The 26,491-nt window shown below is 63.8% G+C and carries 21 protein-coding genes; 8 read left to right on the top strand and 13 right to left on the bottom strand.

The window, feature by feature from the left end:
- Positions 1-22: 22 nt before the first annotated feature.
- Positions 23-1,324: a dicarboxylate/amino acid:cation symporter gene (locus HHL26_RS07645; RefSeq protein WP_066557298.1), complete on the bottom strand. Its 1,302-nt coding sequence runs from the start codon at positions 1,322-1,324 to the stop codon at positions 23-25.
- Positions 1,325-1,516: 192 nt separating this feature from the next.
- Here HHL26_RS07645 and HHL26_RS07640 point away from each other — a divergent pair, with 192 nt between their 5' ends.
- Positions 1,517-2,875, top strand: coding sequence for a M20/M25/M40 family metallo-hydrolase (locus tag HHL26_RS07640; protein WP_066557300.1), 1,359 nt, complete (start codon positions 1,517-1,519; stop codon positions 2,873-2,875).
- Positions 2,876-2,927: 52 nt separating this feature from the next.
- On the opposite strand, the gene leuA is transcribed toward HHL26_RS07640, so the two are convergent.
- The 7 genes from leuA to miaA all read right to left on the bottom strand — a co-directional run bounded on the left by leuA (position 2,928) and on the right by miaA (position 10,490).
- Positions 2,928-4,601, bottom strand: a complete 1,674-nt coding sequence (gene leuA / locus HHL26_RS07635; protein ID WP_066557302.1) for a 2-isopropylmalate synthase — start codon at positions 4,599-4,601, stop codon at positions 2,928-2,930.
- A 283-nt stretch (positions 4,602-4,884) separates the two neighbouring features.
- The gene (locus tag HHL26_RS07630; protein ID WP_066557305.1) at positions 4,885-5,508 is read right to left on the bottom strand and encodes a YceI family protein; all 624 of its coding nucleotides are present in this window, start codon (positions 5,506-5,508) and stop codon (positions 4,885-4,887) included.
- A gap of 112 nt (positions 5,509-5,620) precedes the next feature.
- Positions 5,621-6,640 (bottom strand): ketol-acid reductoisomerase, encoded by a 1,020-nt coding sequence (gene ilvC / locus HHL26_RS07625; RefSeq protein ID WP_066557308.1) that lies wholly within the window; start codon positions 6,638-6,640, stop codon positions 5,621-5,623.
- Between the two features lie 171 nt (positions 6,641-6,811).
- The gene (gene ilvN, locus HHL26_RS07620) at positions 6,812-7,327 is read right to left on the bottom strand and encodes an acetolactate synthase small subunit (protein WP_066557311.1); all 516 of its coding nucleotides are present in this window, start codon (positions 7,325-7,327) and stop codon (positions 6,812-6,814) included.
- Positions 7,327-7,671 carry a hypothetical protein gene (locus HHL26_RS07615; RefSeq protein WP_066557314.1) on the bottom strand — a complete coding sequence of 115 codons (345 nt, stop codon included), beginning with the start codon at positions 7,669-7,671 and terminating at the stop codon, positions 7,327-7,329. The genes ilvN and HHL26_RS07615 overlap by 1 nt, the downstream gene beginning before the upstream one ends.
- A 10-nt stretch (positions 7,672-7,681) precedes the next feature.
- Entirely contained in the window at positions 7,682-9,430 is a 1,749-nt protein-coding gene (locus HHL26_RS07610) for an acetolactate synthase 3 large subunit (protein WP_066561711.1), read from the bottom strand.
- A gap of 100 nt (positions 9,431-9,530) precedes the next feature.
- Entirely contained in the window at positions 9,531-10,490 is a 960-nt protein-coding gene (gene miaA, locus HHL26_RS07605; RefSeq protein WP_169576060.1) for a tRNA (adenosine(37)-N6)-dimethylallyltransferase MiaA, read from the bottom strand.
- On the opposite strand from miaA, the gene serB reads away from it, so the two are divergent.
- The 3 genes from serB to HHL26_RS07590 all read left to right on the top strand — a co-directional run bounded on the left by serB (position 10,489) and on the right by HHL26_RS07590 (position 13,399).
- The gene (gene serB, locus HHL26_RS07600; RefSeq protein ID WP_066557321.1) at positions 10,489-11,367 is read left to right on the top strand and encodes a phosphoserine phosphatase SerB; all 879 of its coding nucleotides are present in this window, start codon (positions 10,489-10,491) and stop codon (positions 11,365-11,367) included. The two genes, miaA and serB, sit on opposite strands and share 2 nt — an antisense overlap.
- 218 nt (positions 11,368-11,585) lie before the next feature.
- Positions 11,586-11,846 carry a hypothetical protein gene (locus tag HHL26_RS07595; protein ID WP_066557323.1) on the top strand — a complete coding sequence of 87 codons (261 nt, stop codon included), beginning with the start codon at positions 11,586-11,588 and terminating at the stop codon, positions 11,844-11,846.
- A gap of 71 nt (positions 11,847-11,917) precedes the next feature.
- On the top strand, positions 11,918-13,399 hold the full coding sequence (locus HHL26_RS07590) for a L,D-transpeptidase family protein (RefSeq protein WP_066557327.1): 1,482 nt from the start codon (positions 11,918-11,920) through the stop codon (positions 13,397-13,399).
- Between the two features lie 155 nt (positions 13,400-13,554).
- Here the strand turns inward: HHL26_RS07590 and ruvX are convergent, their stop codons facing one another.
- Positions 13,555-14,025, bottom strand: coding sequence for a Holliday junction resolvase RuvX (gene ruvX, locus HHL26_RS07585; RefSeq protein ID WP_066557330.1), 471 nt, complete (start codon positions 14,023-14,025; stop codon positions 13,555-13,557).
- Positions 14,026-14,027: 2 nt separating this feature from the next.
- Positions 14,028-15,146, bottom strand: a complete 1,119-nt coding sequence (locus HHL26_RS07580) for a DUF3089 domain-containing protein (protein WP_066561713.1) — start codon at positions 15,144-15,146, stop codon at positions 14,028-14,030.
- Between the two features lie 107 nt (positions 15,147-15,253).
- On the opposite strand from HHL26_RS07580, the gene gatC reads away from it, so the two are divergent.
- The 4 genes from gatC to HHL26_RS07560 all read left to right on the top strand — a co-directional run bounded on the left by gatC (position 15,254) and on the right by HHL26_RS07560 (position 19,623).
- A complete protein-coding gene (gene gatC, locus HHL26_RS07575; RefSeq protein WP_046765720.1) occupies positions 15,254-15,541 on the top strand; it encodes an Asp-tRNA(Asn)/Glu-tRNA(Gln) amidotransferase subunit GatC in 288 nt (95 codons plus the stop codon).
- Positions 15,541-17,022, top strand: coding sequence for an Asp-tRNA(Asn)/Glu-tRNA(Gln) amidotransferase subunit GatA (gene gatA, locus HHL26_RS07570; protein WP_066557333.1), 1,482 nt, complete (start codon positions 15,541-15,543; stop codon positions 17,020-17,022). Before gatC ends, gatA begins: the two co-directional genes overlap by 1 nt.
- A gap of 160 nt (positions 17,023-17,182) precedes the next feature.
- Complete coding sequence (gene gatB, locus HHL26_RS07565) at positions 17,183-18,685, top strand: Asp-tRNA(Asn)/Glu-tRNA(Gln) amidotransferase subunit GatB (protein ID WP_066557335.1); 1,503 nt, start codon at positions 17,183-17,185, stop codon at positions 18,683-18,685.
- A 53-nt stretch (positions 18,686-18,738) separates the two neighbouring features.
- Positions 18,739-19,623 carry a hypothetical protein gene (locus HHL26_RS07560; protein WP_066557338.1) on the top strand — a complete coding sequence of 295 codons (885 nt, stop codon included), beginning with the start codon at positions 18,739-18,741 and terminating at the stop codon, positions 19,621-19,623.
- A gap of 193 nt (positions 19,624-19,816) precedes the next feature.
- Here the strand turns inward: HHL26_RS07560 and HHL26_RS07555 are convergent, their stop codons facing one another.
- From HHL26_RS07555 to HHL26_RS07545, 3 genes are all read right to left on the bottom strand, one after another.
- Positions 19,817-23,026, bottom strand: coding sequence for an autotransporter domain-containing protein (locus tag HHL26_RS07555; protein ID WP_066557341.1), 3,210 nt, complete (start codon positions 23,024-23,026; stop codon positions 19,817-19,819).
- A gap of 98 nt (positions 23,027-23,124) precedes the next feature.
- The gene (locus HHL26_RS07550; protein WP_066557344.1) at positions 23,125-25,569 is read right to left on the bottom strand and encodes a TonB-dependent receptor; all 2,445 of its coding nucleotides are present in this window, start codon (positions 25,567-25,569) and stop codon (positions 23,125-23,127) included.
- On the bottom strand, positions 25,553-26,482 hold the full coding sequence (locus HHL26_RS07545; RefSeq protein WP_066557347.1) for a FecR domain-containing protein: 930 nt from the start codon (positions 26,480-26,482) through the stop codon (positions 25,553-25,555). Before HHL26_RS07545 ends, HHL26_RS07550 begins: the two co-directional genes overlap by 17 nt.
- Between the last annotated feature and the right edge of the window lie 9 nt (positions 26,483-26,491).

Below are 26,491 nucleotides of genomic sequence, written 5' to 3'. Positions count from 1 at the left end.
GTTGTTCAGAGGGGGGCGCTGCTCAGGCCGGGGCCAGTTCCGTCCCGCCATAATAGGCAGCTTCGTCCAAGATTTCTTCCCGCTTGGCGACGATGGTAGCGACCAGCACCTGGCCCGCGACATTGACGGCGGTGCGGCCCATGTCGAGGATCGGATCGATGGCGAGCAGCAGGCCCGCTCCCTCGAGCGGTAGGCCGAGCGTGGAAAGCGTCAGCGTCAACATGACTATGGCGCCCGTCAGGCCTGCCGTCGCCGCCGATCCGACGACCGACACGAAGACGATCAGCGCATAGTCCGCCGCATGGAGGGGGATGCCGTAAAAGCCGGCCACGAATATCGCTGCAAGCGCCGGATAGATGGAGGCGCAGCCGTCCATCTTGGTGGTGGAGGCCAGTGGAATGGCGAAGGCGGCATAGCCCTTTTCCACGCCCATACGCTCCGTTACGGTCTCGGTGACGGGCAGGGTGCCGACCGAGGATCGCGAGACGAAGCCAAGCTGGATGGCGGGCCACGCCTTGGCGAAGAAGGGCAGGGGTTTCAGGCCATTGGCGGCCAGCAGCAGCGGATAGACGACGAGCAGGACAATGGCGAGGCCGAGATATACCGCCCCTGCGAAGCTGCCGAGTTGGGCTAGCGCGCTCCAGCCATAGGTGGCGATGGCGCTGCCGATAAGAGCGGCCGAGCCGATGGGCGTCAGGCGGATGATCCAGCCCAGGATCGCGCGCACCACGGCGAGCAGCGAACGGACGAAAGCCAGGAACGGTTCGGCCTTCTCTCCCACCTTCAGCGTCGCGAGGCCGATGGCGATGGAAACGACCAGCAATTGCAGGATATTGAAGGACAAGCTGGTGGTCGCCCCCGTATCCGTGATCTTGGTGCTGGCGGACAGGGCGAAGCTGTTGCTGGGGACCAGGCCTTTCAGGAAATCGAGCCAGCCTCCAATGGAATCGGGCTTTCCCACGGCCAAGGCCTGTCCGTGCAAGCCGGAACCCGGCTGGACGATCAACCCGATGGCAAGGCCGATGACGACGGCGATCAGCGCCGTGATAGCGAACCAGAGGAGGGTTTGTCCGGCCAACCGCGCTGCATTGTCGAGGGCGCGCAGATTGGCGATGGAGGCGACGATCGCCGCGAACACCAGCGGCGGGACCACGGCCTTCAGCAGCGAAACGAAGATCGACCCCGTGGTCTTGAGCGCTGTCGCCAGCCAGTTGAGATCGCCGTCCGGCCCCGAACCGATGGATCGCGCCAGCAGGCCAAGCAACAGGCCGACGGCCATGCCGGCAAGAACCTGAAATCCGAAACTGCGATAGTTGATGGCCATGGGCTCACATTCCTTCGGGCGACCGGCGCGCGATATGGGGAGCGACCCTGCCAAATGCGCGCAAGCAATTCTTTATGGGGGTGAACGCGGATAAGGACGCCCTCTTTCCGCAGCTTAACAGCCAAACGGATTGGCCGCCGCGATCCGCTATGCCACATGGAATGGCGAAATCCAGCATGGAGATGCGATTTGATGAAGTGGTGGCCGGTTCTGATGGCCCTGTCCTTGCCGCAGGGGGCGTCGGCGGCGGGCGATCCGGCGCTGGCCAAGGCGGTGCTGATGAAGTCGATTGCCTTCCGGACGGTGGCGGGTGAGGGGCAGGTTCCCCGCCTCGCTGCTTATTATGCGTCGGTGTTGCGGCAGGCGGGCTTTGCGACGACCGATCTGGAGATCACGCCGATAGGCGAAACGGCGACATTGGCCGCGACCGTCCGGGGCAGCGATCCCCATCTCAAGCCCCTGCTGATGATCGGCCATATGGATGTGGTGGCGGCCAATCCGGCGGACTGGACACGCGATCCGTTCACGCCGGTGGAGGAGAATGGCTATATTTTCGGCCGGGGGGCGGAGGACAATAAATATGACGTCGCCATGATGGTGGCGACGATGGCTGGGCTGAAGAAGGAATGCTGGCGACTGCGGCGGACCGTCACCTTGCTGCTGTCAGGCGACGAGGAAACCCATATGCGCACGACGCGGGCGTTGGCGGAGAAATATAGGGACGCCGAACTGCTGCTGAACGGCGATGGCGGCGGCGGCCTGTTGGATGAGGCTGGCCAGCCCGTTCTGTATCAGTTGCAGGCGGGCGAAAAGACTTATGCCGATTTCGAGATCGCCTTTACCGATGCCGGCGGCCATAGCGGCGCGCCGACGCCCGGCAATCCCATCTATCGGCTGGCGCGCGCGATCGATCGGATCGCGGCCTATCGCTTCGCGCCGATGCGCAACGAACTGACCAAGGCTTCGCTGTCATTGTCGGCCGATCGCATCGGCGGCGCGGTGGGCGCGGCGATGCGGCGCTATGCGGAGACGGGGGACAGGAAGGCGGCCGATTTGCTATCCGAATATCCCGAATTTGTCGGGCAGGTGCGGACGACCTGCGTGGCGACCATGGCGCAGGCTGGGCATGCGCTCAACGCTTTGCCGCAAAGCGCGAAGGTCGATGTCAACTGCCGCATCTTTCCGGGCATAGCCATTGATGTGGTGAAGGCGGAACTCACCCAGGCGATCGACGATCCCGGCGCGGCGATCACCACGCTCGACGATCTCAAGGCGAGCGACGCGTCGCCCTTGCGCGAGGATGTGATGAAGGCGGTGACGGCGGCGGTCGCGGCGCGCTATCCGAATATTCCCGTCATCCCATCTATGTCGGCGGGGGCGACGGACAGCCTCTATTTTCGGGCGCTGGGAGTGCCGAGCTATGGCGTGTCCAGCCTATTCCAGCGGGGCGAGGACGGCTTTGCCCATGGACTGGACGAACGCGTTCCGGTGGCGGGAATAGCCGACGCGCTCGATCAGTGGGAGCGGGTGATAAAAGCGCTGGCGGAATAATTGCCAGCGCTCCGTGCTCCTGCCCAGGCAGGAGCACGGCTTTTTGGGAGGATCAGCGTAACGCCGCTACGCTGTTCGCCGCCGACAACACCGCTTGAACCGAAGCGGTGGCGACGTCCGTGTCCGTACCGATGCCGAAGATGGTCCGGCCATCGGGCGTGCGGCATTCGACGTAAGCGGCCGCCGCGACGTCAGTGCCTGCGCCGATGGCATGTTCGCTATAGTCCGCGACCTCCAGATCGACGTCCAGTTCGTCCCGCAGCGCGGCCAGCACCGAGGAGATCAGGCCGTTGCCACGCCCGGAAATCGAGCGCTCGCCGCCCTTGTGCGTGATCTTGCCGGTGAAGATGCGGTCGCCCGCCGCACCGCTCTCATGATAGTCGATCAGGCTGTAGGGCTGTTCGCCCGCCAGACGGTAATGGGTTTCGAAGGCTCCCCAGATGTCGGCGGCGTTCAGTTCGCGGCTGCTCTCGTCGGCCAGCGCCTGCACGATCTTGGAGAAGTCGGCCTGCATGCGCTTGGGCAGCTTCAGCCCCTTGTCCTGCTGCAACACCCAGGCGACGCCGCCCTTGCCCGATTGCGAGTTCACGCGGATCACGGCTTCATAATCGCGGCCCAGATCCTTGGGATCGATCGGCAGATAGGGCACGTCCCAAATCCGGTCGTTGCGCGCTTCCTGCGCGGCGAAGCCCTTTTTGATCGCGTCCTGATGCGAACCGGAGAAGGCGGTGAACACCAGCTCGCCCGCATAGGGATGGCGCGGATGGACCGGCAACTGGTTGCAATATTCGACGGTCTGGATGACCTCATCGATGTCGCTGAAATCCAGGCCGGGATTGATGCCCTGGGTGTACATGTTCAGCGCCACCGTCACCAAGTCGCAATTGCCGGTGCGTTCGCCATTGCCGAACAGGCAGCCTTCGACACGGTCCGCGCCCGCCATCAGGCCCAGTTCGGCGGCGGCAACGCCGGTGCCCCGGTCATTATGGGTGTGCAGCGAGATCACCACGCTGTCGCGCTTGCTGATATTGCGGCAGATCCATTCGATCTGGTCGGCATAGATATTGGGCGTCGCCGCCTCGACCGTGGCGGGCAGGTTCAGGATCAGCGGGCGCTCGGGCGTCGGCTGGAGAATTTCCATCACCGCCTCGCAGCATTCCAGGCTGAAATCCAGCTCGGCGGTGGAAAAGGTTTCGGGTGAATATTCGAAATGCCAGTCGGTGTCGGGCTGCTTCGCCGCATTGTCGCGCAGCAGCTTGGCGGCGGTGATCGCGATTTCCTTGATCTGCGGCCGGTCCATCTGGAACACGATATTGCGCCACGCGGGCGACACGGCGTTGTAGACATGGACGATGGCCTTCTTCGCGCCGCGCAGGCTTTCGAAGGTGGTGGCGATCAGATCCTCGCGCGCCTGGGTCAGCACCTGTGGGAACACATCGTCGGGGATCGCGCCGTCACGGACCAGCCCGGAGATAAAGTCGAACTCGGTCGCGCCCGCGCTGGGGAAGCCGACCTCAATTTCCTTGACGCCCACCTTCACCAGCAGGTCGAAGAAGCGGCGCTTCTTTTCCGCGTTCATCGGGTCGATCAGCGACTGGTTGCCGTCGCGCATGTCGGTCGACAGCCAGCGTGGCGGCGTAGTGATGACGTTCGACGGCCACTGGCGATTGGGCAGGTCCACCTGGGGGAAGGGGCGGTATTTCAGCGAGGGATCGTTCAGCATCATGACGAAAATGACTTCTCTGCAATCGAGCGGCTGCAGCCTGCCCGGTGGTACGACTATCTGCTTGATTGTGCCCTTAGGCGTATTGCCGCGTCATTCAAGCGAAGAGCAGCACAAAAACCACGCCTAAGGGCGTGTAAGTCGTAGCAGAGGAAGAAGCGCACGCTGCATGATGGGATGGCCATAGCCTGAATCGGCAGGGAAGCGCAAGCGTTGCTGACAAAAGGGATAGGCTGGAGGGAGTCTGTCAACTCCCCTCCCGCTTGCGGGAGGGGAGCGTGGAGCCTTATTTCTGGAAGGCCGCGACGATCTTCAATTCAACATTGTCGCCAACCATGGGCACGCCATAACCCATGTTGAAATCGCTGCGCTTGATCGTGGTCGTAGCGACGAAGCCCACATTCTCCTTGCCGCCCATCATGGCCGGAGCCTTGCCCGCGCCGTAGAATTCGGTGTCGAGCGTTACCGGCTTGGTAATGCCCTTGATCGTGAGATTTCCACTGATTTCCGCTTCGGTGCCCTGAACCTTCACGCCGGTCGACACGAAGGTCGCCTTGGGGAATTTGGCGGAATCGAAAAATTCCGGCTTCATCAGATGCTCGTCGAGCTTGGCGATGCCGGTCTTCAGGTTCGTCACCGGAACCTCCACCGAAACCTTGGCGGCGGACGGGTTCTTCGGATCGAGCGTTAGCGTGCCGGTCGATTCGGAAATGACGCCCATATTGTTGGAAAAGCCCATATGGTCATAGGCGAAGAGGATCTGGGTGTGGCCGGGGTCGATCGCATAGGTTCCGGCGGTGACGCGGGCCGGATCCTTCGCGCCGGGCGCAGGGGGCATTTGCTGGGCGACGACGACGCTGCCGCCGGCAACAGCGACCAGGGCCGCGACGGGGATCAGAAATTTGCGCATGCGAAACGCTCTCCAAAAAAACGAGGGACGCCGCGAGAATAAGCGACGTCCCTCAATTGTTCCAGAGGCGTAACCGGAAACGGATCGTTCCCTTTCCGGCTCGCAAAAGGCTTTAGTTTTTGTCCTTGTCGACCAGCTTGTTCGCGCCGATCCAGGGCATCATGGCGCGCAGCTTGGCGCCGGTTTCCTCGATCGGGTGGCGCTGGGCGGCGATACGGCTGGCCTTCAGTTCCGGCTGGCCGGCGCGGTTGTCGAGCACGAAGTCCTTGACGAAACGGCCCGACTGGATGTCGGCCAGAACGCGCTTCATTTCCTTCTTCGTTTCTTCGGTGATGATGCGCGGACCGGTCTTGATATCGCCATATTCGGCGGTGTTCGAGATCGAATAGCGCATGTTGGCGATGCCGCCTTCGTACATCAGGTCGACGATCAGCTTCAGCTCGTGCAGGCATTCGAAATAGGCCATTTCGGGGGCATAGCCGGCCTCGACCAGCGTTTCGAAACCGGCCTGGACCAGCGCGGTCGCGCCGCCGCACAGAACCGCCTGCTCGCCGAACAGGTCGGTTTCGCATTCCTCGCGGAAGTTGGTTTCGATGATGCCCGAACGGCCGCCGCCGACGCCTGAGGCGTAGGAGAGGGCGATGTCATGCGCGTTGCCGGTCGCATCCTGATGAACGGCGATCAGGCAGGGCACGCCGCCGCCGCGCTGATATTCGCTGCGGACGGTATGACCCGGACCCTTGGGCGCGATCATGATCACGTCGACGTCGGCACGCGGCTCGATCAGGCCGAAATGAACGTTGAGGCCGTGCGCGAAGGCGAGCGCGGCGCCGGGGCGCAGATTGGCGTGGATGTCGGTGGCGTAGATGGCGGCCTGATGCTCGTCGGGTGCCAGGATCATGAGCACGTCGGCCCATGCTGCGGCATCGGCGTTCGACAGCACCTTGAAACCGGCGCCTTCGGCCTTCTTGGCGCTGGGCGAACCGGGGCGCAGGGCGATGGCGACTTCGGCAACGCCGCTGTCGCGCAGGTTCTGGGCGTGGGCGTGACCCTGCGAGCCGTAGCCCAGGATGGCGACCTTCTTGCCCTTGATCAGGCCGATGTCCGCGTCGCGGTCGTAATACACCTTCATTTGACGTTCCTTCTTTCAGTCCGGCCTTCTTTCGGTCCGGTCGGCGCCTTGCGGAGCCTGGATTTGCGGTGAGGGGAACCACCTGCGCGCGGGGGAGGGGTTTTCGCCCTCACCCTCCCACCGCTGCGCGGTAGGCCCCTCCCTCTCCCGATGGGAGAGGGGTTATTGCTGTCAGTTCGGCTCCTTGCCTCGGATCAGGCCGACGACGCCGGTGCGGCCGACTTCGACCAGACCGATTTGCCGCATCAGGCCGATGAAATTATCGATTTTCTCGGTCGTGCCGGTGATCTCGAAGATGAAGCTCTCGATCGTCGTGTCGACCACTTTGGCGCGGAAAACGTCGGCCAGCCGCAACGCCTCGATCCGGTCTTCGCCCGTGCCCGCGACCTTGACCAGCGCCAGTTCGCGCTCGACGAACGGGCCGTTTTCGGTGAGGTCGGTGACCTTGTGCACCGGCACCAGCCGGTCGAGCTGGGCCATGATCTGGTCGATCACCTTGGGCGGACCGCTGGTGACGATGGTGATGCGGCTGATCGCATGGTCGGGGGTGATGTCCGCCACGGTCAGGCTGTCGATATTATAGCCGCGCGCGGTGAACAGGCCGGCGATGCGCGCCAATATGCCCGCTTCGTTGGAAACCATCAGCGACAGGACGTGCCGCTCGCTCAGTTCTTCCTGAATATGCATCAGTTCGTTCCGTTATCCGCTTCTTCGCGCTCATGGCGCTGCGAAATCATGCCCGTAAAGGCGTAGTGCCAACTGCCGTCATCCCTGTGCGCGAGACGTACCGGGAAACCCGCAATCGCATCGAACATCCGATTGAGATGCTCGCCTACATAACGTGGGCTGACCAGCAAGCGGCCGATATGGCGGTCGTGAAAGTCGAAGCCCGCATCCAGATGGACTTCCCAATCCTCATTCTCCGGATCGGCATGATCCACCGTCCAGCCCGTCAGTTCCGACGTGCCGGCAATCCGTTCGAAATCGAAGGGTTCGCTCACATGGATGCGGAGCTTCAGGTGCCCAGTCACTGTATCGTTCTCACACCAAAGCCTTCGCCTCATCCGACATGATGCCTTCGACCTGGCTGGGGTCGAGTAGCATGTCGGTATGCGCCGCGCCCGACGGGATCATCGGGAAGCAGTTGGAAAGCTTCGCCACGCGGCAGTCCACGATCACCGGGCCGGGTGTGTCGATCATCTGACGGATGCCCGCTTCCAGTTCCTGCGGTCCTTCGATGCGGATGCCGGTCCACCCGTAAGCTTCCGCAAGCTTCACGAAGTCGGGCAGGCTGTCCGAATAGCTGTTGGAATAGCGGCTTTCATAGGTCAGTTCCTGCCACTGGCGGACCATGCCCATATATTCATTGTTCAGGATGAAGATCTTGACCGGCAAGCGATATTGGCTGGCGGTGCCCATTTCCTGGATGTTCATCTGGATCGAGGCATCGCCCGCGACGCAGACGACCAGGCTGTCGGGATTGCCCAACTGCGCACCGATGGCGGCCGGAAAGCCATAGCCCATGGTGCCCAAGCCCCCGGAGGTCAGCCATTTATTGGGCGCATCGAAGCTGAAATGCTGCGCCGCCCACATCTGGTGCTGACCGACTTCGGTGGTGATGATGACGTCCTTGGCCGATCGCGAAGCCTTGTAGAGCTGCGCGATCGCCTCCTGCGGCATGATTTCTTCGCGGCTTTCCGGATAGGCCAGGCTGTTGCGCGCGCGCCAGCCGTCGATCCGTGCCCACCATTCGGTGAGATCGGCTGCTTTGTGGCGGCGATCCTTCCAAAGCGCGATCATGTCGGAAAGGGCGCTGGCGACGTCCGCGACGATCGGCAGATCAACCTCCACCGTCTTGTTGATCGAGCTGCGGTCGATGTCGATATGGATCTTCTTCGAATGGGGCGCAAAGGCATCCAGCCGCCCGGTCACGCGGTCGTCGAAGCGGGCGCCGACGCAGATGATCAGGTCCGCCTTGTTCATTGCCCAATTGGCCTCGTAGGTGCCATGCATGCCCAGCATGCCCAGCCATTGGTCCGACGAGGCCGGGAAGGCGCCCAGGCCCATCAGCGTCGAAGTGACGGGCGCGCCGGTCAGCGCCGCGATTTCACGGAGCAATTCGGTCGCTTCAGGGCCGGAGTTGATGACGCCGCCGCCGGTATAGAAGATCGGCCGTTCGGCGGCTGCCAGCATCTCGACCGCGTTGGCGATGGCGACCGGGTCCGCCTTGGTCTGCGGGCGGTAGCTGGCATGTTCGAACTTTTCCGGACGCTTATAGGGGGCGGTCGCGATCTGGACATTCTTCGGAATGTCGATGACGACCGGACCGGGGCGGCCGGTGGTGGCGATATGGAACGCCTCATGGACGACGCTGGCCAGCTTGGCGGGCGACTTCACCAGATAATTATGCTTGGTGCAGTGGCGCGTGATGCCGACCGTGTCGGCTTCCTGGAAAGCGTCGGTGCCGATGAGCTGCGTCGGCACCTGGCCGGTGATGACGACCATCGGAATGGAATCCATCAGCGCGTCGGTGATGCCCGTGACGGCGTTGGTCGCGCCGGGGCCGGAGGTGACAAGCACGACGCCCGGCTTGCCGGTCGAGCGGGCATAGCCCTCCGCCATATGGGTCGCGCCCTGTTCGTGGCGGACGAGTATGTGGCGGATCTTCGGATGATTGAAGAGTGCGTCATAGATGGGCAGCACCGCGCCGCCCGGATAGCCGAACACGACCTCGACCCCCAGGTCGATCAGGCACTCAACCAATATGTCCGCGCCGCTCTTTTCGGCCACGATAGATCCTTCCGTTGGATATTTGCTGCGCCCTCTGCTCCAGAAGCGGAGCGAAGGCAAGGCGGCTGCCATTATTAGACATAAAATGGCAAGTCAACCACTAATGTTGTAATTTAATTACCAATTCATCTGCTATTTTATCATCAATCTGCCGTATTTCCCGCGCCCAGTGCGCCGGAGGCTGGCGGGAAAACCAGGTATATTGCCGTTTGGCATATTGGCGGGTCGCGATCCGGCCGCGCTCAAGCATCGCCTCGCGGCCGATTTCTTCCGCCAGCCAGGCGGCGATCTCCGGCACGCCGATGGCCCGCATGACGGGGAGGTCGGGGGAAAGATTCCGGGCGAGCAGGGCTTCGACTTCCGCTACGGCTCCTTCATCTATCATTTGCTCGAAACGCAGGTCGCAGCGGGCTATCAGCCAATCGCGCGGGGGCAGCAGGATCATGGGCGAGAGCGTGATCCGGTCGCCTATGCCGCCGGTCTTGTGCTGTTGCCATTGCGCGAGGGGCCGGCCGGTCGAGCGGACCACCTCCAGCGCGCGGGCGACCCGGGTGGTGTCGGCCGGGGCGAGGCGGGCTGCCGCTTCGGGGTCTTCCTTCGCCAGCGCGCCATGGGCCTGCGCCACGGGCATGGCGCGGATCGCTGCGCGGATGGTGGGGTCTATGTCCGGGACCGGGGCGATGCCGTCGAGCAGCGTGCGCAGGTAGAGGCCGGTGCCGCCGACCAATATGGGCAGATGGCCTGCCTCATGCGCCTTGTTCACTTCGGCGCGGGCTTCGGCGGCCCAGCGAGCGGCGGTGCAGGCTTCGCTGCCGTCGATATGGCCGAACAGGCGGTGCGGGGCGCCGGTCATCTCCTCTTCGCTCGGGCGGGCGGAAAGAATCTGGAGGTCGGCATAGACCTGGCTGGCGTCGGCGTTGATGACGATGCCGTTCGCCGCGCGGGCAAGGCGAAGCGCAAGCGCGCTCTTGCCGCTAGCGGTAGGCCCGGCAATAAGCGCGACGCGCGGGCGGGATTCGCCCCCCATTTTTTTAGGGTCTGTTGTTGTGGGAGTATCCATGTTCGTTGCGACCTTAGTGGCAAGTGGCGCCTTGAGTCAGGAAGATATTGCCGAAGCTGTCGGGCGGCTGGCCACGGCGGGTTGCGCGCCGGTGGATAGCAAGTGGCTGGACGAGGGCAAGGCGGCGGACATTTTCTTCGGGAGCGATCCGATCGCGGGGCGGGCCGCGCTGACCGGCATTGGCGACAAGGTGGATGTGATCGTTCAATCGGCAGAGGGCCGCGAGAAGAAGCTGCTGATCGCGGACATGGATTCCACCATGATCACCGTCGAGTGCATCGACGAATTGGCCGACTATGCCGGGATCAAGGCACAGATTGCCGAAATCACCGAGCGGGCGATGCGGGGCGAACTCGACTTTGCGGGCGCGTTGCATGAGCGGGTGGCCTTGCTCAAGGGGCTGGCGGATGCAGCCATCGACCAATGCCGGACCGAGCGGGTGAAGATCATGCCGGGCGCCAGGACTCTGGTGCGCACGATGAAGGAGAGGGGGGCAAAGACCCTGCTCGTATCGGGGGGCTTTACGCGCTTCACCGGACCTGTGGCGGAGGAAATCGGCTTCGATGCCGCCGTCGCCAATGTGCTGGAGATCGCAGACGGCGCTTTGCTGGGGACGGTCACGGTGCCGATCGTGGACGCGGCACGCAAAAGGGCTGAACTGGAAGCGGCGATCGAAGGCGGGATCGACCGGGTCTTGACCCTGGCCGTGGGCGACGGCGCCAACGACATTCCGATGATCCAGGGGGCCGGGCTGGGCGTTGCCTATCATGCCAAGCCCAAGACCCGGGAAGCGGCTGCGGCGGAGATCGTGCATGGCGACCTGTCCGTGCTGCTTTACGCGCAGGGCATATCTTCGGCGGAGTGGGTCGAGGGCTGAAGCTTCCCTTACGCGGTTCGTGCTCCTGCTCTCACGGGAGCGCATTGCTATTGAAGGCAGCGCCGACAAAACGGTTAATCGCTGCTTAGGCACGACTCGTCGTCATTGCGGGCGAGTAATGGAATCGAATCCGATGCCCGGTCGTTACACTTGCGCTGCAATCCGCAGCGTCCAAATTCTAGCCGGCGCACGGTCCTCGTAGCGCCAAGGGAGAGGGTATGAAGATCAGGTTATTGGCGCTTCTCGGCGGCACGGCGCTCGCATTGAGCGCATGCGCGTCGACGAAGGATGAACCTGTCGCTCCTGCGCCGCCGGTCGGCCCCGGCGCGATCAGCGGCACCGTTGCGGCGGATCGCAACGGCGATGGCATCGTCGACGGCTATTATTCGCCGGACGGCATGTATCATGAGGTTCAGGGTCCGCCCTGCCCGCCGCCTCCGCCACCTCCGCCGCCCTCGCGTCGTGGAGAACGCGGCTGACAAAGGCATATTTTCGGGCGCGGCAGCGATGCCGCGCCCCCTTCCTTCGGACGATTCTGGTTCCAGCGCTGATGCTTGCCGCATGGCCTGGACAAGTCATCGCACAACCCAGTGCCGCTTCGGACACCGCGCGCACCAGCGTGGCGGCGGAAATCCGTTCGTCTGTCGGTGGGAAGCTCAGGGATTTCTACGGCCCTCGCGGCTATTGGCCGCTCTGGATCGAGAAGGACAGGGTTGGTCCGCAAGGCGATGCGCTGATCGATCTGATCGAGAGCGCGGATGCGGATGGGTTGAAGCCTCGGGATTATGATCCCCGCGCCCTGAAAGATTTGATGAAGGAGGCTGGCGCGAGCGGCGATCCCAAGCTGCTGGCACGGGCGGACCTCGCCTTTTCCAAGGCTTTCGCCGCTCTGGTGGGCGACATGCGCAAACCCTCGCGCAAAGTGAAGGTACGCTATCTCGACCCGGAGGTTGAACCGAAGGATGAGGAGCCGAAGGAGATTTTGCGCGCCGCTGCGGTAGCGCCGTCCTTTGTCGACTATCTTCGGTCTGTCGGCTGGATGAGCCCCTTTTACGTGAAGCTGCGCGATGCGCGAGGGGGCTTTGCCAAGCGCTGGACTGGCCTGCCGCAGGTTGCCGTGCCGACCGACGCGAGGCTGCGTCCCGGCATGAAGTCCGGTGCCGCGCCTCTTCGGCAGCGGCTGGGGCTGGCAAGTGGCGCTGCCTATGACAAGGCGCTGGTCGCGAAGGTAAAGGCCTTCCAGGGCGATCATGGCTTGAAGCCCGATGGCGTTGCGGGCGCGGCGACGATTCAGGCGCTTAATCGGGGCGACGACTATTATGACCGGCTGATTGCGCTCAACCTGGAGCGGACGCGGCTGCTGCCCGGCCCCTATGTGCGGCATGTGGTGGTGGACGCGGCTTCGGCGCGGCTCTGGTATTTCAGCAAGGGCGCGCAGGACGGCGCGATGAAGGTCGTCGTCGGCGCGAAGGAAAGCCAGACGCCGATGATGGCGGGCATGGTGCGTTATGCGACGCTCAATCCCTATTGGAATGTGCCGTCCGACCTGGTCGAGCGGAAGCTGGCGCCCAAGATGCTGGCAGGGGACAGCTTCACGAAGAAACATTATGAGGCGCTGTCGGATTGGAGCGCCAATGCGCAGAGGGTCGATCCGGCCAATATCGACTGGCGGGCAGTGGCCGATGGGCGCACCGAATTGCGCGTGCGGCAGCTTCCCGGCGGCGACAATGCCATGGGGAAGGTCAAGTTCATGTTCCCCAACGACCTGGGCATCTATCTGCACGACACGCCCTCCCGCGATCTTCTGGCGAAACCGGCGCGGCAGTTCAGCAATGGCTGCGTGCGGCTGGAGGATGCGCAGCGGCTGGGACGCTGGTTCTTCGGGAAGCCGTTGACGGCCGACAGCGACAAGCCCGAGCAGCATGAACCGCTGCCCCAGCCGGTGCCGGTCTATCTGACTTATCTGACGGCAGTGCCTTCCGGGGACGGAGTGCAGTTCCTGCCCGATGTCTATGGGCGGGATGCCATGTAGCCAATGCTTCGTTCGAAACGAACGGAACTGGTTAGAGCGTTTTCTAAGCAGATAGAAACGGCAGTTCGGCGAAGCCAATCATCTGCTGACTCGGAAAACGCGGCAAAACAAAGGTCTAGAGCAGCCGATCCGATGCAATCGGGTAGGATTCTGCTCTAGAAGCCCGCCATCAACCCGTCGATCGCGCCTTGCAGGATATAACTCGCTGCAAGCTTGTCGACCAACTCATCCCGACGGGCTCGGCTTGCGTCGGCTTCAAGCAGGGTGCGCGTCACCGCCTGAGTCGACCAGCGCTCGTCCCAAAGCAGGATGGGCAGGCCCAGATCCGCTATGTTCCGGGCAAATGCGCGGCTGGCCTGGCTGCGCGGGGACTCGCTGCCGTCCAGGTTGAGCGGCAGGCCGATCACCACGCCCGTCACCTGCTGCTGCTCCATGAAGGCCGTGAGCGCGATCTTGTCCTTGGTGAACTTGCCCCGGCTGATGGTATGGGCGGGGCTGGCGATGGACCAGCCCGCGTCGCAGAGCGCCAGACCGATGGTCTTGGTGCCGACATCCAGCCCGATCAGGCGGCCGCCATGAGGCAAGGCTTCGCGAAAGGCCGCGCGGTCGGCAGTCAGGATGGACATGGTTACTTCTTCAGAAAGACGGCGAGCCGTTGCTTTGCGTCCTCGCGGACGTCGGCCCAGAACAGGGCATAGTCATACACATGATAGTTGTTGCCCGGCAAGGTGAACGGACCCATGTCGACCGGCTCCCCGATCATCAGCACCCCGCTGGTGTCGCAGCGGGCCGGAACTATGCCGGGAACCAGCCGGGTCGGCTTGTCGGCATCGCGGGCGTCCAGCGTGCCGCGATTGGCGCCGGCCGGGGCGGCTCCGTTGAAGGCGCCGGTGATCGGATTGGTGCAGAGCATGTGCGTGCCCTTGTGGGGCGTGCCGGTGAAGCTGGGCTTGCGCTCGAAGCTTTCGATCACGGCGGAGGGATCGGCCGGTTCGGCATAGCTTTGCCAGCTTACGATGCAGTGCGACTGGTCGCGCCGCGCGCAGGCGGGAAGGCCGAGGGCAGGGAGGTCCGCCTCGACCGAGATCGGCCAGCCCACGGCGTAAACGGCCGCGATGCGATCAGCGACAGGCTTGCCGGCGACCTGCTCGCGCAGAAGCTTGAGCAGATGGAGAGACCCCTGACTATGTGCCGCAAGGATCAGCGGGCCATCGGGATTGGCCTTGAGGAAGTCGGCAAAGGCTTGGGCGACGTCGCGATAGGCAGCGGCGAGGGATTGATCGCCTGCGGGCTTGTCGGTCAGGAAGGCGCCGTAATTCGCCTGACGATAGCGTGGCGCCCAGATCGCGCCGACGGCATTGAAGGCGCTCGCCTGATTCTTCACGAAACGGCTGGCGGTGGCGAGCGATTCCTGATCGTCCAGGCGCATGTTCCAATGCGCGTCGCCCAGCGTGGTGATGTAGGAGGTCGGGTGGATGAAGAAGACCGCCGCCTTTTCCGTCGGGGGGGCGTCCTTCACCCCTTCCGGAATCCAGAGCGCAGGATTGTCCTTCACGACGTCGGGGCGGGCGATCCACATTTTCGGATCGTCATAGGCGTTGGCGGGCAGGGGCTGAATTTGCGTGAAGGCTTCCCGTGGGACCATCACCGCACGGATCAACTGCATCCCCCAGATGCGATAGGCCAGCAATGCCGCGATCACCAGCACGATCAGGCCGGCGACGACATAGAGGAATTTGCGGGCCAACCGACGCTCTCCATATTGGGTGCTGTGCTGATGCGTCTTTGTCTGGCGCAAGCGCGACATGTGCGCAAGGACTTGAAGCCTGGGGACGCCAATGGTAGCGGCGGCGCATGTCGATAGACCTTCAAACCGTGAAAAAGATCGCCAGCCTTTCGCGCATTTCGGTGACGGACGCCGAAGCGGAGGCGATGGTGCCCGAACTCAACAACATCCTCGGCTGGGTGGAGCAACTGGGCGAGGTGGACGTGACCGGCGTCGAGCCGATGACCGCCGTCATCCCCAACCATCTGCGCCTGCGCGAGGATGCCGTCACCGACGGCAATGTCCGCGACAAGGTGTTGGCGAATGCGCCGCAAGCCGAACATGGCTTTTTCGCGGTGCCGAAAGTGATCGAATAATGGGCAATCTCACTGATCTTACCGTAGCAGAAATCCGTGACGGTTTCCGTGGCGGCAACTTTTCGGCGCGCGAAGTGGCGGAGGCGTTCAACGCCAACGTCGCCGCCGCCAAGGGGCTGAACGCCTTCATCGTCGAGACGCCGGAAAAGGCGCTGGAAGCCGCCGATGCCGCCGACAAGGCGAAGGCCGCAGGGGAGGCGTTGAAGCCGCTTTCGGGCGTGCCGATCGGCATGAAGGACCTGTTCTGCACCGAAGGCGTGCAGACCACAGCCGCTTCGCACATGCTGGAGGGTTTCAAGCCAACCTACGAGTCCACCGTTTCGAAGAAGCTGTGGGATGCGGGCGCGGGCATGTTGGGCAAGCTCAATCTCGACCAGTTCGCCATGGGCTCATCCAATGAGACGAGCTATTTCGGCAATGTGATCTCGCCTTGGCGGCGCGGTGGCGACAATGCTGCGCTGGCGCCGGGTGGCTCTTCGGGTGGGTCTTCGGCGGCGATCTCCGCGCGGTTGTGTCCGGCGGCGACCGGCACCGACACTGGCGGCTCGATCCGCCAGCCTGCCGCCTTTACCGGCATTTCGGGCATCAAGCCGACCTATGGCCGTTGCTCGCGCTGGGGCATTGTGGCTTTCGCTTCGTCGCTCGATCAGGCCGGGCCGATGGCGCGGACAGTGCGCGACAATGCGATCCTGCTGGAAACCATGTCGGGCTTCGATCCCAAGGATTCGACTTCGCTCGATCTGGCCGTCCCGCAGTGGGAAGCCAATTTGTCGAGTGATCTCAAGGGCAAGAAGGTCGGTATTCCCAAGGAATATCGTCCGGATGGCCTGAACGCGGAAATCTCCGCCATGTGGGATCGCGGCATCGAATGGCTGAAGGATGCGGGCGCCGAAGTGGTGGAAGTGTCGTTGCCGCACACGAAGTACGCGCTGCCGACCTATTATATCATCGCTCCGGCCGAGGCTTCCTCGAACCTCGCCCGCTATGACGGCGTGCGCTACGGCCAGCGCGACCTGCCCGATGGGGCGGGCTTGCAGGACATGTATGCCGCCACCCGCGCCGCCGGTTTCGGGCCGGAGGTCAAGCGCCGCATCATGATCGGCACCTATGTGCTGTCGGCGGGTTTCTATGACGCCTATTATACGCAGGCGCAGAAGGTCCGGGCGCTGATCGCCCGCGATTTCGAGCAGGCGTTCGAAAAGTGCGACCTGCTGCTGACGCCGACTGCGCCGAGCGCCTCCTTCGCGCTGGGCGAGAAGCAGGCCGATCCGCTCGCCATGTATCTGAACGACGTTTTCACCGTTCCGGCGTCGCTGGCGGGGCTGCCTGCCATGGCTGTGCCGGGCGGGCTGGACGCGCAAGGGCTGCCGCTGGGTCTCCAGATCATAGGCAAGGCGCTGGACGAGCAGACCGTGTTGAACGCGGGCCTCGCCATCGAGGAACGCGCAGGCTTCACGGCTCGTCCGGAGAAGTGGTGGTGAACTGGCTTGGCGAGATGTTCGTTCAACTTCTTGGAGAAGGTCTCGTCGAAAGTTTCAAGCGGCTGAAATTCGGGCGTTCCGCGTCAAAAGTTCGGACACGCAACAGGCAGAAAATTCTGGAACAGCGCGCTCTCGAGCGCGCGAACAGACGGAAGCATAGATGACTGAATCAACCTATCGCATTCAGGGCGCAACCGGCGAGTGGGAGGTCGTGATCGGCCTGGAAGTCCATGCGCAGGTGACGAGCCAGGCGAAGCTCTTTTCCGGCGCCGCCACGGCTTTCGGCGCGGAGCCGAACACGCAGGTGTCGCTGGTCGACGCGGCCATGCCCGGCATGCTGCCCGTGCTGAACCGCGAGTGCATCCGGCAGGCGGTGCGCACCGGCATGGCGATCAATGCGCAGATCAACAAATGGTCGCGTTTCGACCGGAAGAACTACTTCTACGCGGACTTGCCACAGGGCTATCAGATCAGCCAGCTCTACCATCCGCTGGTGGGAGAGGGCGAGATCGAGATCAATCTCGATGAGAAGAACCCCGACGCCGAAACCAAGCGGATCGGCATCGAGCGGATCCATGTCGAGCAGGATGCGGGCAAGCTGATGCACGACCAGCATCCGACGCGCTCCTATGTCGACCTCAATCGCTCGGGCGTGGCGCTGATGGAAATCGTGTCGAAGCCCGACATGCGCTCGCCTGCGGAGGCCGGCGCTTATTTGTCGAAGTTGCGGACGATCCTGCGCTATGTCGGTTCGTGCGACGGCAATATGGATCAGGGCTCAATGCGCGCCGACGTCAACGTCTCGGTCCGCAAGCCGGGGCACGAGTTCGGCACCCGCACCGAGACGAAGAACGTCAACTCCGTCCGCTTCGTCATGGCGGTGGTCGAATATGAGGCCAGCCGTCAGGTCGACGTGCTGGAGGCGGGCGGCAAGATCGTGCAGGAAACCCGCCTCTACGATCCGGACAAGAATGAAACGCGCTCCATGCGGTCGAAGGAAGACGCGCATGACTATCGCTATTTCCCCGATCCGGACCTGCTGCCGTTGGAATTGGACGACGCATTTCTGGAGGAATGCCGCCAGTCGCTGCCCGAACTGCCCGACGTCAAGCGTCAGCGTTATGAGCAGGCGCTGGGCCTTAGCGCCTATAATGCTGCGACCCTGACCGCCGACGCCGACACCGCCCGCTGGTTCGAGGCTCTGTTGGCCGAAGGCGCGCGTATCCAGAAGAAAAGTGAGGGCGAAGTTGCCAAGGCATCGGCCAACTGGCTGTTGTCGGAGCTTTACGGCGCGCTCAATCGTCTGGGCAAGACGCTGGAAAACAGCCCTGTCGGTCCGGAGGAGGGCGCGGAGCTGCTGGCCCTCGTCGCGGACGGCACCATTTCCGGCACCATCGCCAAGCAGGTGTTCGAGATCATGCTCGAAACCGGCGGTTGCGCACCCAAGATCGTCGAGGAAAAGGGCCTGAAGCAGACCAGCGACACTGGCGCGATCGAGGCGGCGGTGGCCAAGATCCTTGCCGACAATGCCGACAAGGTCGAGCAGTATAAGGCGGGCAAGGAAGCGCTGTTCGGCTTCTTCGTCGGCCAGACGATGAAGGCCATGCAGGGCAAGGCCAATCCGCAGGTCGTCAACGAACTGATCAAAAAGGCCTTGGGTTAAGCGACATGAAAGCCCGGCATGGGGATGCCGGGCTTTTTCTTTTGGGGGGTGGTATGAACAGGGGAATTTTGGCTGTGGGGCTTTGCCTTGCGGCGTGCGCGCTGTCCGCGACAGCGCGAGCCGAAACGCTCAATAACGAAAGCGTCGTGGCTTTGGTGACGGCGGGGCTGGGCGACGAAGCCGTCATCGCGAAGATCAAGGCGTCGCCTGCCCAATATAAGCTGTCCACCGACGATCTGATCGCGCTCAAGAAAAGCGGTGTTTCCGGCCCCGTCATCGCCGCGATGATCGAGGCGGGGTCGCAGGGCATCACCTCTTCCAAGGCGGCGATGTCGGCGGACTCCCCCGATCCGATGGTGCCGCATCCATCGGGCATCTACATGCTGATGGAGGGCGCTTCGACCGCCCGCATGGCGCGGATCGACCCCACCATCTCCAACCAGAGCAAGACCGGCGGCATTTTGGGCTATGCCTTTACCGGCGGCATCGCCTCTCTCAGCATCAAGGCGGTCATTCCCAATGTCAGCGCCCGGATCGCTTCGGGCAAGGCGCGGCCGACCTTCTATTTCTATTTCGACGAGGCCAATCGCAGCCTGTCGCAAGCGGGGACGCCTTCGCTCTGGCTGGCAGGCCCGGCGACCGCGATCACTTCGCCCAATGAATTCAGCCTGATCCAGTTCGATGTGAAGAAGGATCGCCGCGAAACCCGCGTGGGCAGCATGAATCTGGGCGGCGCCAAATCCGGCGTGATGGACAAGGACCGCATCGCCTTCGATTATGAGCAGGTCGCGCCCGGCGTGTTCAAGGTCATGCCCAAGGCGGATCTGGGGGCGGGTGAATATGGCTTTCTTTATTCGGTCAGCGCTGGTTCCGGTCCCGGCATGTGGGGCGGGGGCACAGGCGGCGCGAGAATCTTCGATTTCGCGATCCGGCCCTGAAGGGCAAATAAAAGGGGCGCTGCCGGGGGAGGCAGCGCCCCTTCCGTTTAAGGCCATGACCCCGTGGGAGCGGGTTTATGTCATGGCTGACTGGCGGGCCTGGGAGGGTCTGTGGGGGGCGGCCCGCCAATTCGAGAGTCGTCATTCCCGAGCCGGTGGATGTTCCATCGGGTTAGAAATCACGCCTTAGACGTCACAGGATGAAGTTAACCGTCGCCCGCAAGGAGATGGCGACGTGATTTTGTTGTTGTTCCGCACCGAATTCGCCGCCGACGCGGAAACTCTCGGTGCCGCCGATAAGGCGGGCGCGGCCGGTCCAGCCGCTGGTGCGTTTGTCGGCCACCAGGGTGAAGTCCTCGCCGCCGGTGAAATGCGCGGTGGTGTCACCCAGTGATCCGCCGATGATCTGGCGACGGCCGCCTTCCAGCTCGAACCGCATCCAGCCGTCCTCACGGTTGAGGCTGCCGAAATCATAGCCGACCGTCACATTGCCGCTGGCGGTCAGTTCGTCGCTGGTACGCCCGTCGACGATCAGGTTGAACGCGTCGCCACCGCCGGTTTCGCTATAGCCGTCTTCCTTGAGGCGGTAATAATCGATGCCGGCCGCCGGGCGCAGGGAGAAGCGATTGAAGCGCATCTCATAGGAGCCGCCCGCCGTCGCGGACAACAGCTTGCCGGTCCAATTGCCGTCGGCAGTGCGAACGACATTGCCGCTTTCGAAATGGCGGCTGCCGTCGAATTTGATGTGGGCCGCCGACAGCCGGGCATAGGTCTGGAGCGGGCCAAAGTCCCCACGCCAGTGCGCCGCCAGTTCGAACTGGTCCGAATCAACCGCATTGTTGGTGCTGCCCGAAGAATCGCTGCCGTGAATATAGGCGAACGATCCGCCAAAGGCGCCGATTCCCGTTAGATACTCCGCGCCGAAGCTCGCGCCCCAGCCGTTGATGTCATAGGAAGCGGTGTCGCCCACGCTCTTGGAACTGCCGAACGCCACCTGTTGCAGCCAGAAGCCCAGATGGCCGTCGCCCGTGCGATAGATGCCGCCGGGATCGGACAGGATGCGGGCGGTGGCGCGCGAACCGGCCGTCACCGCCTCGAACGCGCCGCCCGCATGTTCGGGCAGCATCTGTTGCAGATCGGCCTTCAGCGTGTCGCCATCCGTGATGGCGAGATAGGTGCTGGCGAAGGTGCTGTCCTTGTCGAGCGCGTTGAAGATCGCGTCATAGGCCCGTGCCTGCGATCCGGTGAGGCCCAGTTCGGACACCGTCTTGGCGGCGATCGACAACGTCACCTCTCCGGTCGACGCGTTGCTGGCTATGGCGCCCTTGAACATATAGGGGATCAGCGTCGTGCTGGAGAGGGCGGGCGTACCGCTCAGTGATCCGGCGCGGACGATGACATAATCGCCCTCCGAGCCGACGACGCTGGTTAGGGTCGCCTTGACCTGCGAACCGCTGGCGAAGGACGCGGCCCCGGCGACATTGTAGAGCGTGTTGGTGCCGTTGGCCGCGTCGATCGTGACGCCGATGACGGAGGAGCCGCCGACCGCCAGCGATGCCAGCGCGACCATGCCCTTGTTGCTGGCGTTGAGCGTGCCGCCATTCAGGATGACCGCGGTGTTGGCGGCATTGCTGATCGCGCCGTTGAGCGCGGCGGTATCGGACAGGGTCAGGGTCGACGCGCTGCCGCCGAAATCCACTCCGCCATTGATCCGCGCGCTTCCCGCCAGGCCGAGGCTGGAACCGTTCCCGCCCAGCGTCACATTTCCTGCCAGGGTGGAGGCGCCGGACAGCGCCAGGCTGTTGCTGCCCGCCCCCAGATCGACATTGCCTGTGATCGTGCCTGCGGAGACGGTCACGACATCGTTGCCCGACCCAAGCCGCACGTCGCCGGTGATCTTCGGCGCGGCCGCCGTCGCAGAGGCGAGCGATTGGGTCAGGGTGACGCCGCTGTTGTTGGCGGTCAGGTCTATGGCGACGTTCGATCCGGTCTTGCCGCCCGATGCCGTGATGGCGCCGCCATTGCTTAGGGTCGACACGGTGCCCGAAGAATCGAGAATGGCAATGGCCGTCCCCTTTTCAGCGCTGAGCGCCGTAGCGGTGATGGTGCCGCTGTTGACGATGGCGCGGCCCACGGCGCCCGCGTCGATCACCAGCGCACGCGCCGACGTCCCTGCCAGGTTGGAGCCGGTTGCGCCGATGGTGCCGCTGATCTGGATAGTATCGGCGCGCGCGCCGCTGCCCAGCCGGATGGCGGTCGCATTGCTGTCATAGGAAACCGCGCCGACCGATCCCGCGATCAACATGCCCTTGGCCAGCGTCACATTGCCGCCAAGCCCGCCGATGGCCAGGCCGTTTGCGGAGACGCCGTCATAAATGCCGTAACCCGCGATCGAGCCCTTGACGATTAGGCTATAGCCGGAGCTTTCCGCTGCCACCGCGCCGATGATCGTGTCGCTCGCGGCTGATCCGATTCGCACGGCGGCGGCGGAGCCATAGGTGATGACGGTGGCGGAACCCTCGCTGGCGTCGGTCAGCCCGTCATTGTCGACATCGGGCTTGGTGCTGTCCAGCGTCGGGGGAATGTCGAAGATCACGCCGCCCGTGACATTGCCCGCGATCGTCACCGCCGATCCGCCCTGCAGAAGATCGTCCGCGTCCAGTTTTGTAACGTCGGTGGGACGGGACGTCGAACGATAGCCGGTACTGGTGATGGAGCCTTGTATCTTGACTGCCCCGGTGACATCGCCCTGCAGCGCTACGCCAACGCTGTTGGCACCCACCACGGCGGTCGTTCCACGGATCGTCACATTGCCGGTGACCGCATTCGCGCGCACGCCATAGCCATTGTCACCGATCACGCTGGTGGAGCCGCTGGTCGAGAGATTGCCCACCAGCGGGCCGTCGACGCGGATGCCGGCGGACTGATTGCCTTCGATCGTGATCGTGCCGCTGCTGTCGATATTGCCTGTATGGGCCGCGCCCGACTGGATCCAGATGCCGTTGCGGTTCGACCCCTTGGCGAAGGCGCCGTCCACATCGCCGTCGCTGTCGCTATCGGTGGCGGTATAATCCTCGTCCAGCGTGATCGTGCCGCTGTGCGTGATGTTGCCGCTGGTCCCCGCCATCGCGAGAATCCCGGTCGCGCCGTCCGCGTTCGAAATCTTCAGCGTGCCGGCATTGCTCACCTTGTTGTTGCTGTCCTGGGTGATGGTAGTGCCGCCCGTCAGCGTGATCGAGCCTGCGGAGCTGACCGTCACATCATCGGCCGAGCCATTCGCTGCGGTGGAGGTCTTGACGGCGGTGGTGGTAGCGGAACCGATAGTGGTTTCCGCCGCCGCGTCGGCCACTGCAAGGGCGGCCAGAACGGAAGCGATGGCCGTGCAGGCCAGTAGATTGCGCATGATGTCTCCTCTGCGTGCGCCCTTTTTGATCAGCGCCTATGCGCGGGAGACGGCGCTGAAACGCCTGTTCCGTCAGATAAAAATAATGCGATGCAAGATCAGAAGGCGAAATCCAGCCCCAGTCGGACGGTGCGCGGGCGCAGCGGCGTCACATAATCCCCGCGCAGGTCGAAGGGTGTGCCGAGTGAGAAGCGGTTGCCGCTGCTATCGAGCAGGTTGGAGACCGACAGCGACCATTGTACAGTCCCATGCGTCAGCGCGGCGCTGAGCGCGGTGTCGACATAATCGCCCTGTTCCCGCCCCAATATCGGCCCTACGCCCAGCCGGGACTTGCCGACATAGCGCGCCGATCCGCTGAGGTGGAATTGCATGTCCTTGCCCACCGGCGCGAGATAGTCGAAGCCGATGCGCCCGCCCAGATTGGCGACATTGGGCAGAGTCAGCGACTGCCCCTCATAGGAGAGCAGCCGCACGAATTGCGCGGGGCGGCTGAGGCGGCTGTCATTATAGATGATGCTGCCGTCCAGCGTCAGGCGCGGCATGAGGCGGACGGCGATGCGGCCCTCTACCGTATAGATGCGCCCATCCCCGATATTGGCGGTGGTGGGGATGCCGATCCGGTCCGTGACGTCGGCCTGGATGTCCTTCCACCGCGTATAGGCGGCATTGCCGGTCAGCGCGACCGCATCGACGCCCGGCACGCCCTTGCGGAAGCCGAATTCCAGGGTTGAGGCGCGGTCGTTGCGGAAACGCTGGATATGCTGGTCGTCGACCGCAAGCCCGCCGGGACGGAAGCCCTGCTGGAACCGGGCATAGACCGTCATGCCGGGCAAGGCGTCGGTCAGCAGGGAGAAGGAGGGGAGGAAGATCGTTTCGTTCCGGTTCGCCTGCGCCTCCGCCCGCGCAATCGCCGCCATGGAGAGGATGGCGATGGGGTCGAGCGCCTCGCCCGTCAGGCGGCTGTTGGTCAGGCGCCCGCCGACCGTGGCGATCAGGCCCGTGACGGGTTCGAAGGAGGCTTCGCCAAACAGGGTCGCCTCCCGGATGCGGTTGCGCACGCCGGTGGAGGTCGCGGGCATGCCGCGCCCATACATCGGCACGCCCGGAATGACCTCCGACTGGATGGGGGCCGTGCCGTAGGAGGTCAGCGTTCGCTGGATGTCCGACGTGCTTTCCAGATAGGAGGCGCCCAATATCCAGCCCAGGCCATTGTCCAGATCGCGCACGATGCGGTTTTCAGTGGAGAAGATGTCGACCTTGTTCCTTTGCCGGAACAGCGCGGCGGGGCCATCCGGCCCAGCCGGATCATACTGCGTCGCGTCATAGCTTTCCGACAGGATGTTGCGCACGAATCCGGTCGAGGACACGAAGCGCAGATCGTCCCATTGCCGCTCGACCCTGAGATTGGCGAGCGCATAATCCGACGAATAGGGCTGAGCGACGGCGGAGGCGCGTTCGAGGTTGCCGATCAGCTTGGCGGCATATTGGGCGTCGTCGGCCTTGATCCGCTGGTAGACGCCGGTGAGATCGATGGTCCAGTTCTCGTCCGGCGCGAACCGCAGCGCCGCACGGCCGCCATAGGTGCGGGTGCGGTTGACGTCATCCTTGAGGCGCAGGACATCGTCGATATAGCCGCCATCCTGCACGCCATAGCCGACGACGCGCAGCGCGATCTTCTCCGTGACGATGGGCAGGTTGATCGTCGCGGCCAGATCGCCACCCGGATCGCCATGCTGCGTTGCGCTGAACCCGGCGGAAATCTGCCCGCCTGCCTGACCCAGATTGGGGGCATTGGGGATCATGCGTATGATGCCGCCCAGCGAACCGGCGCCATAGAGCGTGCCCTGCGGCCCCTCCAGCACCTCCACGCCCTGCATGTCGTAAAGCTTCAGGTCCGGGTCGGGCGCGGCATAATTGAGCCGCATGTCGCCCAGATATTGCCCCGTCGTCGCCTGGGTCGGCCCGGCTACGCCGGAGTCCGCGATGGCGCGGACGAACAGCTTGTTGCGACCCGCACCGGCATGGGTAGAACTGAGGCTCGCCACGCGGAAGATCAGGCTGGCGGTGCCGCCCGCCGCCTCTCCGGCCGTAAAGGCATTGTCGCTCACCACATCGACCATCCCGGCATAGCGGGGGAGGGGCGTGTCCCGCTTGGAAGCGGTGACGATGATATCGACGGGTTCCTGCTCGACTTCCGATGCAGGGACGGTAGTGGCGACGCGAGGCTGCTCGCGCGCCATGCGTTCCCGCACGATCCTGTAGGTGCTGCCATCGATCCGCCGGATGCTGGCGCCGCTGCCCTTGAGCAGGCGCTTGAGCGCGCCTTCCACAGACATGCGGCCATGGACGGCGGGAGTAGCGATCCCGGCGAGCGACTGATCCGACATGCCGATGCTCGCGCCTGTCTGACGGCCGAGCGCTATCGCCGCCTCGCCCAGCCGACCGGAGGCGATGCTGATTTGTTGTCTTTCCGCCGCTTGCACAGGCGAAGCGGCCGTTATGGCGAGGGCGGTGACGAAAAGGACGTCAGCGTGGCGGGCCATCCCCCTCCTTCAACAGCCATCCGTCGCCCTGCTTGACGGCGCTAAGGCCCATCAGCGGAGCGGCCTGGCCAAAGAAACGCACGGTATCGCGATCAAGGCGGATCGTGCCGGTAAAGCGCACCGCACCGGCTCCGGGCGTGGCGCTGAGCCGGACCCCCAGCGAACGGGCGATGTCGGCGCTGATCTGCGTCACTGGGGCATTGGCATAGGTCAGGCGGCCCTGGCGCCAGCTCGCGACGGCATCCGTGGCGATGTCCATGACGCGCAGGCCGCTCTCGTCCTCGCTCAGTCCCCGGCCGGCGGGCAGGGCGATCGCCTCGGCCTTCGGATTGTAGATCACCTTGCCTTCCGACACGCCGATGCGGGTGGCGCTGCCGGTGTGGACGATGTTGAAGACGGTGCCCGCATCCTCGAACAGCGCATCGCCCACGGTCACGCGGAAAGGATTGGCGGCGTCATGCCGCACGGTGAAGGCCGCCTCGCCGCTGTCGAGCGCCGCGAAGCGCGCATCATGCCGGTCGAAGCGCATGGTCGTGCCGCCGTTCAGTTCGACACGGGTGCCATCGTCCAGCGCAATGCTGCGGGTTTCGCCGGGCCGGGTGGTGACGGTGTAGATGTCAGGGCGATTGAGAAGGCCGACGGAAACCACCCCGACCAAAGCCGCCGCGATCGCGCCACCAGTCAGCCAGCGCACCGGCCTCCATCCGCGGCTTCCCGCATCATTGGCGGGCGTGGCGATGGTGACGGGCTCTGCCGGAACGATCCCGGCCAGATCGGCATCGGCCGCCATCAGCGCGTCGTAAACGGGCGCACGCGCCGAATCAGCCTCCAGCCATGCGGTGAAGGCTTCCCAATCGGCAAATTCAGGATCGCGCGTGCGGATGACCCATCCGAGCGCCTCCTCATTCATCATGGTTCCAGC

It is taken from the genome of Sphingobium sp. TB-6, from assembly GCF_012927365.1.
Taxonomy (GTDB): Bacteria; Pseudomonadota; Alphaproteobacteria; order Sphingomonadales; family Sphingomonadaceae; genus Sphingobium.
The sequence above is the reverse complement of the archived record's forward strand: the minus strand, read 5'-3'. Positions and strand labels throughout refer to the sequence as shown.

Bases quoted from the DNA above. Each gene is read 5' to 3' on its own strand.
- ilvN (WP_066557311.1), bottom strand. From the start codon at position 7,327: ATGCATATTCAGGAAGAACTGAGCGAGCGGCACGTCCTGTCGCTGATG.
- leuA (WP_066557302.1), bottom strand. From the start codon at position 4,601: ATGATGCTGAACGATCCCTCGCTGAAATACCGCCCCTTCCCCCAGGTG.
- HHL26_RS07630 (WP_066557305.1), bottom strand. From the start codon at position 5,508: ATGCGCAAATTTCTGATCCCCGTCGCGGCCCTGGTCGCTGTTGCCGGC.
- HHL26_RS07645 (WP_066557298.1), bottom strand. From the start codon at position 1,324: ATGGCCATCAACTATCGCAGTTTCGGATTTCAGGTTCTTGCCGGCATG.
- serB (WP_066557321.1), top strand. From the start codon at position 10,489: ATGTTCGTTGCGACCTTAGTGGCAAGTGGCGCCTTGAGTCAGGAAGAT.
- miaA (WP_169576060.1), bottom strand. From the start codon at position 10,490: ATGGATACTCCCACAACAACAGACCCTAAAAAAATGGGGGGCGAATCC.
- gatB (WP_066557335.1), top strand. From the start codon at position 17,183: ATGACTGAATCAACCTATCGCATTCAGGGCGCAACCGGCGAGTGGGAG.
- gatA (WP_066557333.1), top strand. From the start codon at position 15,541: ATGGGCAATCTCACTGATCTTACCGTAGCAGAAATCCGTGACGGTTTC.
- HHL26_RS07595 (WP_066557323.1), top strand. From the start codon at position 11,586: ATGAAGATCAGGTTATTGGCGCTTCTCGGCGGCACGGCGCTCGCATTG.
- gatC (WP_046765720.1), top strand. From the start codon at position 15,254: ATGTCGATAGACCTTCAAACCGTGAAAAAGATCGCCAGCCTTTCGCGC.
- HHL26_RS07590 (WP_066557327.1), top strand. From the start codon at position 11,918: ATGCTTGCCGCATGGCCTGGACAAGTCATCGCACAACCCAGTGCCGCT.
- ruvX (WP_066557330.1), bottom strand. From the start codon at position 14,025: ATGTCCATCCTGACTGCCGACCGCGCGGCCTTTCGCGAAGCCTTGCCT.
- HHL26_RS07640 (WP_066557300.1), top strand. From the start codon at position 1,517: ATGAAGTGGTGGCCGGTTCTGATGGCCCTGTCCTTGCCGCAGGGGGCG.
- HHL26_RS07555 (WP_066557341.1), bottom strand. From the start codon at position 23,026: ATGCGCAATCTACTGGCCTGCACGGCCATCGCTTCCGTTCTGGCCGCC.
- HHL26_RS07545 (WP_066557347.1), bottom strand. From the start codon at position 26,482: ATGATGAATGAGGAGGCGCTCGGATGGGTCATCCGCACGCGCGATCCT.
- HHL26_RS07550 (WP_066557344.1), bottom strand. From the start codon at position 25,569: ATGGCCCGCCACGCTGACGTCCTTTTCGTCACCGCCCTCGCCATAACG.
- ilvC (WP_066557308.1), bottom strand. From the start codon at position 6,640: ATGAAGGTGTATTACGACCGCGACGCGGACATCGGCCTGATCAAGGGC.
- HHL26_RS07560 (WP_066557338.1), top strand. From the start codon at position 18,739: ATGAACAGGGGAATTTTGGCTGTGGGGCTTTGCCTTGCGGCGTGCGCG.